Annotated in this window: 1 protein-coding gene, 4 tRNA genes and 4 pseudogenes; 8 read left to right on the plus strand and 1 reads right to left on the minus strand. The window is 41.3% G+C overall.

Annotation, left to right across the window (positions count from 1 at the left end; all coding sequences use genetic code 11):
- From QW060_RS23395 to typA, 7 genes and pseudogenes are all read left to right on the plus strand, one after another.
- Positions 1-1,153, plus strand: a pseudogene (locus QW060_RS23395) (His/Gly/Thr/Pro-type tRNA ligase C-terminal domain-containing protein); the annotation flags it as partial.
- Between the two features lie 203 nt (positions 1,154-1,356).
- Positions 1,357-1,428: transfer RNA gene (locus QW060_RS23400), tRNA-Glu, on the plus strand.
- A 33-nt stretch (positions 1,429-1,461) separates the two neighbouring features.
- Positions 1,462-1,533: transfer RNA gene (locus QW060_RS23405), tRNA-Glu, on the plus strand.
- Between the two features lie 34 nt (positions 1,534-1,567).
- Positions 1,568-1,639 (plus strand) — tRNA-Glu (locus QW060_RS23410).
- A 33-nt stretch (positions 1,640-1,672) separates the two neighbouring features.
- Positions 1,673-1,744 (plus strand) — tRNA-Glu (locus QW060_RS23415).
- 42 nt (positions 1,745-1,786) lie between these two features.
- Positions 1,787-2,037, plus strand: a pseudogene (gene rpsT / locus QW060_RS23420) (30S ribosomal protein S20).
- Between the two features lie 84 nt (positions 2,038-2,121).
- A pseudogene (gene typA, locus QW060_RS23425) lies at positions 2,122-3,922 on the plus strand (translational GTPase TypA).
- A gap of 76 nt (positions 3,923-3,998) precedes the next feature.
- On the opposite strand, the pseudogene QW060_RS23430 reads toward typA, so the two are convergent.
- A pseudogene (locus QW060_RS23430) lies at positions 3,999-5,627 on the minus strand (acyl-CoA carboxylase subunit beta).
- Between the two features lie 191 nt (positions 5,628-5,818).
- Between QW060_RS23430 and QW060_RS23435 the strand changes: the two are divergent.
- Positions 5,819-14,862, plus strand: a 9,044-nt coding sequence (locus QW060_RS23435) for a DUF47 family protein (RefSeq protein WP_290365273.1), incomplete at its 3' end; no start/stop codon positions are given.

Here is a 14,862-nt window from a genome sequence, read left to right on the forward strand (position 1 = left end):
TCTCTCTCAACAAGTTGTTGAGAGAGATTGTACGCTCTCTATATACTTCTGAAGCTATTATCTGGAATACCTATAAAAATTGGATTCAGTCCTATCGAGATTTACCTATATTAATCAACCAATGGGCAAACGTGGTACGTTGGGAGATGAGAACCCGTTTGTTTTTACGTACAGCAGAGTTTCTATGGCAAGAAGGGCATACAGCTCATGAAACCAAGCAGGAAGCAGTTGCGGAAGCAAAACAAATGCAGGATGTGTATGCTGATGTTGTGGAAAACTTTATGGCTATTCCGGTAGTAAAAGGTTTTAAGACAGAGACGGAGCGTTTTGCAGGTGCGGATGATACCTATACAATTGAAGCGCTGATGCAGGATGGTAAAGCATTACAGGCTGGAACTTCTCATTTTCTGGGTCAGAATTTTGCAAAAGCATTTGATGTGAAATTTGTGAATAAGGAAGGGAAGCAGGAATATGTATGGGCAACTTCATGGGGCGTTTCAACACGTCTTATGGGGGCTTTGATTATGACGCATTCTGATGATAACGGATTGGTACTGCCTCCTAAGCTGGCTCCGATACAAGTAGTTATTGTGCCTATTCATAAAACAGATGAACAGTTGCAGCAAATTACAGATCAGGTAGATGTTTTGGTTGCAGAACTTAAAAAAATAGGAATATCGGTTAAGTTTGATGACCGTACCAACTTAAAGCCGGGCTGGAAGTTTAATGAGTATGAATTGAAAGGAGTGCCGGTTCGGATTGCTGTAGGGCCTAAAGACATGGAGAACGGTACTTATGAGATTGCACGTCGCGATACCCTAACGAAAGAGGTTGTTTCTAAAGAAGCTGCTTTGGACTATATCTCAGGACTTCTGGAGGATATTCAGGCAAATTTATTCAACCGTGCTTTAAACGTATCGAGATGAGCATATCACAGAGGTAAATTCTTTGATGAGTTTAAGGAAGTTTTAGACACAAAAGGAGGTTTTATATCTGCGCATTGGGATGGGACGCCGGAAACGGAAGAAAAAATCAAGAACTTACAAAAGCAACGATCCGATGTATTCCATTAAATCGTGTTGCTGAAGAAGGAAAATGTGTGTACACTGGTGCTGTGTCTGCGGGTAGGGTATTATTTGCGAAAGCCTACTAGTTTGATACCGAGTGTACTAAAAACTTTTTTTATTTTTTTTTGAGTCAAAGTGAAATTTTGATTTGTAAATTTGAGAAATATTAAGATATTTGCACACTCCAAAATAAAACGACATAGTTTTTTATTAGGAAAAAGATTAAAAAAATCTTGCACGTTCAAATAAGTTTCGTAATTTTGCAACCGCAAATGAGATAAATAAAGTTGGTCCGTTCGTCTAGGGGTTAGGACGCCAGGTTTTCATCCTGGTAACAGGGGTTCGATTCCCCTACGGACTACAAAAAAAGTTATCAATCTTTTTAAAAATTGAAGGTCCGTTCGTCTAGGGGTTAGGACGCCAGGTTTTCATCCTGGTAACAGGGGTTCGATTCCCCTACGGACTACGAAAAAAGTTATCAATCTTTTTAAAAAATTGAAGGTCCGTTCGTCTAGGGGTTAGGACGCCAGGTTTTCATCCTGGTAACAGGGGTTCGATTCCCCTACGGACTACAAAAAAAGTTATCAATCTTTTTAAAAATTGAAGGTCCGTTCGTCTAGGGGTTAGGACGCCAGGTTTTCATCCTGGTAACAGGGGTTCGATTCCCCTACGGACTACGAAAGAGAAAGATTAAAAATATTATATATAAATAAAAGAAAATGGCAAATCATAAGTCAGCTTTAAAAGAATCAGAAGCAACGAAAAGAGAAGAGTATTGAACAAATACCAACACAAAACAACTCGTAATGCGATTAAAGCTTTACGTTTGGTTGAAGATAAATCAGAGGCAGGAGAGAAATTAGTTGTTGTGACTTCAATGATTGATAAATTAGCTAAGAAAAACATCATTCATGCTAATAAAGCTTCTAACTTAAAATCAAAATTAACAAAACACGTTGCTGCTTTATAATAAAGCCAAGGTGATTGTATAGATATTTTAAGCTCTCAAGTAAACGAGGGCTTTTTCTGTTGAATACAAACAGTATCCTATTTTATGACACAAATTAGAAATATTGCAATTATTGCACACGTTGACCATGGTAAGACTACGATGGTAGATAAGATTATGTATCACTGTCAATTATTTAGAGAGAATGAAAATACTGGTGATTTGATTCTTGATAATAATGATATTGAACGAGAGAGAGGAATTACCATTGTATCTAAAAACGTTTCCGTACAATATAAGGGTACGAAAATTAATATTATAGATACTCCTGGTCACGCGGATTTCGGTGGAGAAGTAGAACGTGTATTAAACATGGCAGACGGGGTACTTTTGATTGTGGATGCTTTTGAAGGACCAATGCCTCAGACGCGTTTCGTTTTACAAAAAGCAATTCAGTTAGGATTAAAACCTTGTGTGGTTATCAATAAAGTAGACAAAGAAAACTGTACACCGGAAGAAGTTCATGAAAAGGTTTTTGACCTTATGTTTGAATTAGGTGCTGAGGAGTGGCAGTTAGATTTCCCTGCAGTTTACGGTTCAGCTAAAAATAACTGGATGTCTACTGACTGGAGAAAGCAAACCGATTCGATGGAGCCCTTGTTAGAAATGGTGATAGACCATATCAAACCAGCAGAAGAAAAAGAAGGTACACCACAAATGCTGATTACTTCTTTAGACTACTCAAGTTTTACAGGACGTATTGCAATCGGACGTTTACAGAGAGGTGTTTTAAAAGAAGGAATGAATATCTCTTTGATTAAAAGAGAAGGCGGTATTGTTAAATCAAGAATAAAAGAGCTTTATACATTTGAAGGTTTAGGCCGTAAAAAAGTAGAATTTGTAAAAGCTGGTGATATCTGTGCCATCGTAGGTATTGAAGGTTTTGAAATCGGTGACGTAGTAGCAGATGCAGAAAATCCGGAAGCATTACCAACCATTACAATTGATGAGCCTACAATGAGTATGTTGTTTACCATCAATGATTCTCCGTTTTTCGGAAAAGAAGGTAAGTTTGTAACGTCTCGTCACATCAAAGACCGTTTGACAAAAGAATTAGAGAAAAACCTTGCATTGCGTGTAAACGAAACAGATTCAGCTGATAAGTTTATGGTTTTCGGTAGAGGTGTATTACACTTATCTGTATTGATCGAAACCATGCGTCGTGAAGGATATGAATTACAAATCGGTCAGCCGCAGGTAATCATAAAAGAAATTGACGGTGTTAAATGTGAGCCTGTAGAGGAACTAACTATTGACATTCCTGAAAGTTTATCAGGTAGAGCAGTAGAGTTTGTTACTTTGCGTAAAGGTGAAATGTTGTCAATGGAACCAAGAGGAGAACGTATGATCATTGTATTCAACATTCCTTCAAGAGGTATTATCGGTTTGCGTAACCAATTATTAACTGCAACAGCTGGTGAGGCGATCATGTCACACCGTTTCCTTGAATATCAGCCTTACAAAGGAGAAATAGCAGGGCGTAACAACGGATCGTTAATCTCTATGGAAAACGGAAAAGCTATTCCTTATTCTATTGATAAGCTTCAGGACCGTGGTAAGTTTTTCGTAGATCCGAATGAGGATATCTATGAAGGTCAGGTAATCGGTGAAAAACTCCCGTAGTGATGATATGACCGTAAACGTAACAAAAACTAAAAAGTTGACCAACGTTCGTTCTTCTGGAGCAGATGATAAAGCGAGAATTATTCCTGCGATCAAGTTCTCTTTAGAAGAAGCTTTGGAATATATTCAAAAGGATGAATATGTTGAGGTAACTCCAAAATCACTTCGTTTGAGAAAAATTTACTTAAACGAAAACGATCGTAAACGTTATAAAATTGACTAACTCTCTTGATTAGTCTTATATAAAAAAAGGAACTCTAATTTGAGTTCCTTTTTTTTGTTATATAGAAGTAAAGTAATTAAACTTGTATAACACCGAGGTTAAATGGTTTTTCGATAGGAGCGTGGTTCGCTGCCTCTATTCCCATAGAAATCCATTTGCGGGTATCTAACGGATCGATAATCGCATCAGTCCATAATCGGGCTGCCGAGTAATAGGGAGAGATCTGTTTATCGTATCTCGCTTTAATCTTATCAAACAATTCTGCTTCTTTTTCAGGAGTTAATTCTTCTCCTTTTGCTTTTAAGGAAGAAGCTTCTATCTGAAGCAATACCTTTGCTGCCTGTGCACCACCCATTACGGCTAACTCTGCACTTGGCCATGCAAAAATAAGTCTTGGATCGTATGCTTTTCCACACATAGCATAGTTACCGGCTCCATAAGAGTTTCCAATGACAACTGTAAATTTAGGCACTACGGAATTAGAAACGGCATTTACCATCTTTGCACCGTCTTTGATAATGCCTCCGTGTTCAGATTTGGATCCAACCATAAATCCGGTTACATCCTGTAAGAAAACCAAAGGAATTTTCTTTTGATTACAGTTGGCAATAAAACGGGTTGCTTTATCAGCAGAATCGGAATAAATAACTCCTCCAAATTGCATTTCACTTTTTTTTGTCTTTACCACTTTACGCTGGTTCGCTACAATACCCACTGCCCAACCGTCAATTCTTGCGTAAGCAGTGATGATAGACTGGCCGTATCCTTCTTTGTATTCATCAAATTCTGAATTATCAACCAAACGTTTGATAATTTCTTTCATATCATATTGTTCTGCTCTTGATTTTGGCAGAATACCATAAATATCTTCAGGATTTTCCGCAGGTTTTACGGCATCGATTCTGTTTTATCCTGCTTTATCATAATCACCTATTTTATCTACGATATTTTTGATGGTATCCAAAGCATCTTTATCATCTTTCGCTTTGTAATCTGTAACACCGGAAATCTCGCAATGAGTGGTAGCACCACCTAACGTTTCATTGTCAATGCTTTCACCAATAGCGGCTTTTACAAGATAGCTTCCTGCTAAGAAAATACTCCCTGTTTTATCTACAATCAGGGCTTCATCGCTCATAATTGGCAGATAAGCACCTCCAGCAACACAACTCCCCATAACTGCTGCAATCTGGGTAATACCTGAGCTGCTCATGATGGCATTGTTTCTGAAAATTCTTCCGAAATGCTCCTTGTCCGGAAATATTTCATCCTGTAAAGGCAGGTAAACTCCGGCACTGTCAACCAGATAAATGATAGGCAGTCTGTTTTCCATCGCAATTTCCTGTGCGCGCAGATTTTTCTTGGCAGTTATTGGAAACCAGGCACCCGCTTTTACAGTGGCATCATTTGCTACAACAATACATTGTTTTCCTTTGATATACCCTATTTTTACGACAACTCCACCGGAAGGACATCCTCCGTGCTCTTCATACATCTCATCTCCGACAAAGGCTCCGATTTCAATGGTTTTAGCATTTTTATCGAGAAGATAATCAATGCGTTCACGTGCCGTCATCTTTCCTTCTCCATGCAGTTTTGCTATTCTTTTTTCTCCTCCCCCTAATTTTACTTTGGCCAATCTTTGTTTCAGATCAGACAGTAAAAGCTTATTGTAGTCTTCATTCTTATTGAAGTTAATATCCATCTTGAATATGATTAAATACGTTATTTTTCGTTTTTTGCTAAAATACGAATTAGAATTTATTTTTAATGAAATATTAGTGTATTATATAGATGAGAAAGATCTGAAATATATTTTTTGCAATTTCAGCGCTTCTTAATGTTAAGTTAACATTGCGATAATATATTTGCACAGAAATTATAACTTTAAATAGAATGTCTTTAAATTCAATTTTTCAATTTTTAGTTCCAAAGGATAAAGTTTTTCATCCATTGTTTGACACAGCTGCAGGTAAACTAAAAACACTGGCAGAAACGCTTCACGAAGCATTAAATTTGCCAAGTAAAGATAGAGAAAATTTACTGAAAGAAGTAGAAATACTAAAATCAGAAATCGAAACAATTGCACAAAAAACACGTGTTGAATTAGGAAAAAGCTTTATAACTCCTTTTGACAGAGAAGATATTCACGCACTTATTACGGCTATTGATGAAGTAGCAGATAATATGAGTGATGCGGCAAGCCGTATGCGTTTATATCAGATTGATAAAGTAACAAAGCCATTGAGAAAACTGACGGAAGCAAATCTGGAAGCAACAACCGAAATCGCTTTTGCAATTACACAGATCAAAGATTTTAAAAATCTTGCTAAGATATCGGAAAGCTGTAAAAACATCAATCGTCTTGAGAGAAAAGCAGACAAAGTATTTGATAAAGCAGTAGCAGACATGCAAAGTGCCTTCTTAGTGTGTCCTAACCTCAATATTACGGCTACAGACATACCGGACCTGAGTAGGGTAACCGATATGAGAAACATGTTTGCGGACTGTTCCTCACTCAACGGTCCGGCCAACATAGGAAGCTGGAATACATCAAATGTCACCAATATGATTCAGCTCTTTGGCAGGGCAACCCGTTTCAATCAGGACATCAGCAACTGGGACACACAAAATGTAACCACCATGGCGTATATGTTCAGAGAAGCACGTGCCTTTAATCAGAATATTGGCAACTGGGATACGTCTAATGTGACCGATATGGAAGCCATGTTTGAGAATGCTTCTGTATTTAATCAGGACATCAGCAACTGGAACACAGCAAACGTGACCAATATGTCAAAAATGTTTTCATCTGCTCTGGTTTTCAATCAGAATATTGGCAACTGGAATACGTCAAAGGTAACCAACATGGAAGGTATGTTTCAATATACCGGGGCTTTTAATGGCGATATCAGCAGTTGGAATACCGCAAATGTAACCAACATGTGGGGAATGTTTTATTCCACAGGAGCTTTCAATCAGAACATAGGTAACTGGGATACTTCAAACGTAACCTTTATGGGAGGAATGTTTTGGAATGCCCAGGCATTTAATCAGGACATCAGCAGCTGGAATACATCTAAAGTAACCAGTATGGCCTATATGTTTGCAGATAATAGTGTATTTAATAAAGATATTGGCAACTGGAATACAGCAAACGTAACCAACATGTCATATATGTTTCGAGCAAATCAGGCATTTAATAAAGACATTGGCAACTGGAATACAGCAAACGTAACCAATATGGCATTTATGTTTTACGGTGCGTCATTATTCAACCAAAACATAGGTGGCTGGCAGCTTAATCCTGCTGTAAACATGACCAATATGTTGTCTTACTCAAGCATGGATTGCCAGAACTATTCGTTTACCCTTAACGGATGGGCAAATAATCCAAATACACCATCAGGGCGTAATTTGGGATCAGTTGGCAGACAATACGGTACCAATGCCGTGCCGGCAAGAACAGTATTAACGGGTACCAAAGGCTGGACCATTACAGGAGACAGCCCAAGTGGGCAAAGCTGCGGGTTCGATCAAACCATTACAGCGACCGACATGGTCAAAACTTATGGTGATGTTCCATTTGTATCTACGGCTACCGCAAGTTCAGGTCTCGAAGTAAGCTATGTATCAGCAGACAACAGTATAGCCGAAGCTTTCCAGGACAACACAGACGGCAACAAATGGAAAATCAAAATTAAAAAGGCTGGACAAGTCAATATTACGGTAAAACAGCCCGGTAACGCAACCTATAATCCGGCAGCAGATGTCATTTTTAAACTGACCATAAACAAAGCCGCATTGACAGTAACCGCCAATACCCTCTCCAAAGAATACGGCACCACAGATCCTGCCCTTACCTATACCACTACCGGTTTGGTCAACAACGATGACCAGACGGCACTGACAGGAGCATTGAGCAGAGCAGCAGGCGAAGCAGTAGGCACCTATGCTATATCTCAAGGTACATTAGGTGGTGAAAACTACACTATTGCCTATACAGCAGCCAGCTTTAGCATTACGGCGGCGACAGGAGATTTTGTCACGGTATGGGACATGAGCAAGCCAAATTCCGGCAATACGATCATGTTTTATCCAACCATTTCTCCGGGTCAGTCAGTAGATTATTTCTGGATGGCCTCTGGTGGCAGTACAGGTAACGGAACGATTGCAGCAGGTACTTACGAAGTTAATATTTCAGGCCTGCCTGCAAACGAAATTATTACCCTGAACCTAAAACCTAAGCATCTCAAAGCAATTAAAATCAGAGACGCGCAGTCTATCTCTGTGCCATTTCTATTGACCGACGTTCTCCAATGGGGTACGGCACAATGGACTACAATGGATAGTATGTTTCTCGGATGTAGCAACCTGAACATTACCGCTACAGATGTGCCTGACCTGAGTTGGGTGACAGACATGTTCTCTATGTTTAGTCAATGTACAATCCTTAACGGACCAGCCAATATTAACAGCTGGAATACCACAAATGTAACGCGCATGAGAGGTATGTTTTATGAAGCACCGGCCTTTAATCAGCCTGTTGGCAACTGGAATACCGAAAAGGTAACAGACATGGGTTATATGTTTTTTGGAGCTTCGGCTTTTAATCAGGACATTGGCAGTTGGAATACGCAGAATGTAACGGACATGAGTTATATGTTCTATGGTGCATCGTCTTTTAATCAGCCTATCGGCAATTGGAATACTGTTAAAGTAGCCAATATGAGTTTTATGTTTCATAATGCATTAGTTTTTAATCAGAACATTGGTAACTGGAATACCTCTCAGGTAACCAATATGAATAGTTTGTTTTCAAATGCCAAAGCTTTTAACCAAAACATAAACAATTGGGATACACAAAAGGTAGTCACTATGAATAATATGTTCAGAGATGCCAGGGTCTTCAATCAGGATATCAGCAGCTGGAATACGCAAAAGGTAACCGATATGTCTTTGATGTTTAATGGTGCCGTTGCATTTAATCAGAACATTGGTAATTGGAATACCTCTCAGGTAACCAAAATGAGTGGTATGTTTAATGGTGCCGTTTCATTTAATCAGAACATTGGTAATTGGAATACCTCTCAGGTAACCAATATGAATGGTATGTTTTATGAAGCAACGGCCTTTAATCAGCCTGTTGACAGTTGGAATACCGCTAATGTAACTGACATGGCATTTATGTTTTCCAATACCAAAGCTTTTAACCAGGATATCAATAGTTGGGATATGGTAAAGGTAACAAATATGGCATATATGTTTTCTCATGCTAAAGCCTTTAATCAAAACATTGGTAATTGGAAGCTCAATCCTGTTGTAAACATGGCCAAAATGCTCGACAATTCAGGTATGGATTGCCAGAACTATTCGTTTACATTACAAGGCTGGGCCAACAATGCGAACACACCTTCGGGGCGTAATCTGGGATCAGTTGGCAGACAATACGGCACCAATGCTGTGCCGGCAAGAACCCTACTGACCAACACCAAAGGCTGGACCATTACAGGAGATAGCCCAAGCGGACAAAGTTGTGGACTTGATCAAACCATTACAGCAGCTGATATAACCAAAACCTATGGCGATGTTGCTTTTGTACCTACGGCTACCGCAAGTTCAGGTCTGGAAGTCAGCTACGTGTCTACAGACAACAGCATAGCAGAAGCCTTTCAAGACAGTGCCGACGGCAACAAATGGAAACTCAAAATCAAAAAAGCAGGACAAGTCAATATCACGGCACAACAGCCCGGGAATGAAACCTACAATCCGGCACCGGATGTTGTCTTTAAACTGATCATCAACAAAGCCGCTCTGGCAGTAACCGCCAATGCCCTATCCAAAGTATACGGCACGGCAGACCCGGCACTGACCTATACGGCTACAGTTTTTGTCAACAATGATGATCAGACAGCCCTTACAGGCACACTGAGCAGAGCTGCTGGCGAAGCGGTAGGCACCTATGCTATCACACAGGGAACATTAGACGCTGAAAACTATACTATTGCCTACACAGGAGCCAGTTTTACCATTACTGCTGCAACAGGAGACTTTGTAACGGTGTGGGATATGAGCAAGTATGGTTCAGGCAATACGATCAGGTTTTATCCAACCATTTCTCCGGGACAATCAGTAGATTATTTCTGGATGGCCTCGGGAGGTAGCAGCGGTAGCGGAACAATTGCAGCAGGTACTTACGAAGTTAATATTTCCGGACTGCCTGCAAACGAAATTATTACCCTGAACCTAAAACCTACGCATCTCAAAGCTATTAAAATCATAGACCAGCAGCCGAACCCAGAGCGATTAAAATTGATTGACGTTACGCAATGGGGCACGGCACAATGGAGTACCATGGAAAATGCCTTCATGAATTGCCATAACCTGAACATAACCGCCACTGATGTACCCGATTTGAGCAACGTTGGCGATATGTCCCGTATGTTTCAGGGATGTCGTTCACTCAATGGCCCTGCCAATATAGGTGCCTGGAATACAGCAAATGTAACCAATATGAGCAACATGTTTGGAGGTGCCTTTGTTTTTAACCAGGATATTAGCAGCTGGAACACAGCAAACGTAACCAATATGAGCTTCATGCTCGCAGGAGCCAAGGCCTTCAATCAGAACATTAACGGGTGGAACACCTCAAGCGTAACCGATATGAGTTATATGCTCAATACTGCGGAGGCTTTTAACCAGCCCATTGGCAACTGGAACACGCAAAATGTAACAAACATGCAAGGAATGTTTGGCTTTTCACCAGTCTTCAATAAAGATATCAGCAGCTGGAACACAGCAAATGTAACCAATATGAGCAACATGTTTGGAGGAGCCAAGGCCTTCAACCAAAACATCAGCACCTGGAATACCGCTGCCGTAACCGACATGAGCGAGATGTTTGCCAATGCCGAAGCATTTAACCAGCCTATTGGCAACTGGAATACTGCTGCGGTAACCAATATGTATATTATGTTTGCCGGTGCCAAAAATTTTAATCAGGATATTGGCAACTGGAATACTTCAGCAGTAACCAATATGAGCGGTATGTTTGATTCGGCAACTGCATTCAATAAACCCATAGGTAGCTGGAATATTACTGCAGTAACCGATATGCATGGTATGTTTAATTATGCAAGCTCCTTCAATCAGGATTTAAGCCAATGGGACATTTCTTCAGTACTCCGTATGGGATACATGTTTGTAAATGCTACTGCCTTTAATCAGAATATTGGTAACTGGCAACTCAATCCAAATGCAGATATGACCAATATGTTGAACCTTTCAGGAATGGACTGCCAGAACTACTCGCTTACGCTGAATGGCTGGGCAAACAATCCCAACATCCCTTCCGGACGCAATTTTGGAGCTTCATATAAACAATACGGAACTAATGCTGAAACGGCAAGAGATTTTTTAATCAACACCAAAGGCTGGACCATTACAGGAGATAGCCCGAGTGGACAAAGCTGCGGACTCGACCAAACCATTACGGCTACAGATATAACCAAAATCTATGGCGATGCTGCTTTTGTACCTACGGCAACGGCAAGTTCAGGTCTGGAAGTCAGCTATACATCTGCGGACAACAGCATAGCAGAAGCTTTTCAGGACACAGCAGACGGCAACAAATGGAAACTCAAAATCAAAAAAGCAGGACAAGTCGATATCACGGCACAACAGCCCGGGAATGAAACCTACAATCCGGCACCGGATGTTGTTTTTAGATTGACCATCAACAAAGCGCCTTTAACCATAACAGCCAATGCGCTATCCAAAGAATACGGCACGGCAGACCCGGCACTGACCTATACCGCTACCGGTTTAGTAAACAATGATGACCAGACGGCACTGACAGGCACACTGAGCAGAGTTGCTGGCGAAGCGGTAGGTATCTATGCTATATCTCAAGGTACATTAAACGCTGAAAACTATACCATCACTTATACAGGAGAAGATCTTACCATCACCAAAGCAACCCTGAACATTGTTGCCGAGGCAAAATCCAAAGTATACGGTTCAGCTGACCCTATCTTGACGTATACCGTAACCGGACTTGAAAACGGAGACGACCAGTCTATCATCACAGGAGCGTTAACCCGAGTTGCAGGCGAAGCGGTAGGAACGTACAGCATTGAACAAGGTACCTTGTCAACTACGGCTAACTATGACATTACCTACACCGCAGCGGATTTTAATATCACTAAAGCAACCCTGAACATTGTTGCCGAGGCAAAATCCAAAGTATACGGTTCAGCCGATCCGGTATTGACCTATACCGTAACCGGACTTGAAAACGGAGACGATCAGTCTATCATCACAGGAGCGTTAACCCGAGTTGCAGGCGAAGCTGTAGGAACTTATGAGATTCAACAGGGTACGTTGGCAACAACGGCAAACTACGACATCACCTACACCGCAGCGGATTTTAATATCACTAAAGCAACGCTAAACATTGTTGCCGAGGCAAAATCCAAAGTATACGGTTCAGCTGATCCTGCCTTGACCTATACCGTAACCGGATTTGAAAATGGCGATGATCAAAGCATCATCACAGGTAATCTGACAAGAACAGCAGGGGAAAACATAGGAACTTATGAGATTCAACAAGGTACGTTAGCCACAACCGCCAACTACGATATCACCTACACTGCAGCAGATTTTAATATCACTAAAGCGACCCTGAACATTGTTGCCGAAGCAAAATCCAAAGTATACGGTTCAGCTGATCCTGCCTTGACGTATACCGTAACTGGTTTAGCTAATGGCGATGATCAAAGCATCATCACAGGAGCGTTAACCCGAGTTGCAGGTGAAAACATCGGTACCTATGAGATTCAACAAGGTACGTTAGCCACAACTGCAAACTATGACATCACCTACACCACGGCGGATTTTGATATCACTAAAGCAACCTTAATTATTAGAGCCGATGACAAATCCAAAGTATACGGTTCTGTAGATCCTACTTTGACCTATACCGTTACCGGACTTGAAAACGGAGACGACCAGTCTATCATCACCGGTGCGTTAACCCGAGTTGCAGGTGAAAACATAGGAACCTATGAAATTCAACAAGGTACCTTGTCAACTACGGCTAACTACGACATCACCTACACTGCAGCGGATTTTGATATCACCAAAGCAACGCTAAACATTGTTGCCGAAGCAAAATTCAAAGTATACGGTTCTGTAGATCCGGCACTAACCTATACCGTAACCGGTTTAGCTAATGGCGATGATCAGAGCATCATCACAGGAGCGTTAACCCGAGTTGCAGGTGAAGCAGTAGGAACGTACAGCATTGAACAAGGAACCTTGTCAACAACGGCTAACTACGACATTACCTACACCGCAGCGGATTTTAATATCACTAAAGCAACCCTGAACATTGTTGCCGAGACAAAAACCAAAGTATACGGTTCAGCCGATCCGGTATTGACCTATACCGTAACCGGTTTAGCTAATGGCGATGACCAAAGCATTATCACAGGTGCTTTAACCAGAGTTGCAGGTGAAGCGGTAGGAACGTACAGCATTGAAAAAGGTACCTTGTCAACTACGGCTAACTATGACATCACCTACACCGCAGCAGATTTTGATATCACTAAAGCCACCCTGAACATTGTAGCCGAAGCAAAATCCAAAGTATACGGTTCGGTAGATCCGGCACTGACCTACACCGTAACCGGTTTAGCTAATGGCGATGATCAAAGCATCATCACTGGAGCACTCATCAGAATCGCAGGTGAAAACATCGGAACCTATGAAATTCAACAGGGTACGTTGACAACAACGGCTAACTACGACATCACCTACACCGCAGCGGATTTTAATATCACCAAAGCGACCCTAAACATTGTTGCCGAGGCAAAAACCAAAGTATACGGTTCGGTAGATCCGGTATTGACCTACACCGTAACCGGTTTAGCTAATGGCGATGATCAAAGCATTATCACTGGAACACTCATCAGAACAGCAGGTGAAAACATCGGTACCTATGCCATCGAACAAGGTACATTGGGGACCTCCGCTAACTACGATATTACCTATACCGCAGCGGATTTCGACATTACCAAAGCGACCCTAAACATTGTAGCCGAAGCGAAATCCAAAGGATACGGTTCGGTAGATCCTGCCTTGACCTATACCGTAACCGGATTTGAAAACGGAGACGACCAAAACATCATCACAGGTGCTTTAATCCGAGTTGCAGGTGAAGCGGTAGGAACGTACAGCATTGAACAAGGTACATTGTCAACTACAGCAAACTACGATATTACTTACACCGCAGCGGATTTCGACATTACCAAAGCGACCCTAAACATTGTTGCCGAAGCCAAATCCAAAGTATACGGTTCAGCCGATCCGGTATTGACCTATACCGTAACCGGACTTGAAAACGGAGACGACCAGAGCATCATCACAGGAGCATTGTCAAGAACAGCAGGGGAAAACATCGGTACCTATGCCATCGAACAAGGTACATTGGGGACCTCCGCTAACTACGACATCACCTACACCGCAGCGGATTTTAATATCACCAAAGCAACGCTAAACATTGTTGCCGAAGCAAAATCCAAAGTATACGGTTCAGCAGATCCTGCCTTGACCTATACCGTAACCGGACTTGAAAACGGAGATGACCAGTCTATCATCAACGGTGTGTTAACCCGAGTTGCAGGCGAAGCAGTAGGAACTTATGAGATTCAACAGGGTACGTTGGCAACTACGGCTAACTACGACATCACCTACACCGCAGCGGATTTTGATATCACTAAGGCAACGCTAAACATTGTTGCCGAGGCCAAATCCAAAGTATATGGTTCGGTAGATCCTGCGTTGACGTATACCGTAACCGGTTTAGCTAATGGCGATGATCAAAGCATTATCACGGGAACACTCATCAGAATCGCAGGTGAAAAATCGGAACCTATGAA

It is taken from the genome of Paenimyroides ceti (assembly GCF_030409925.1).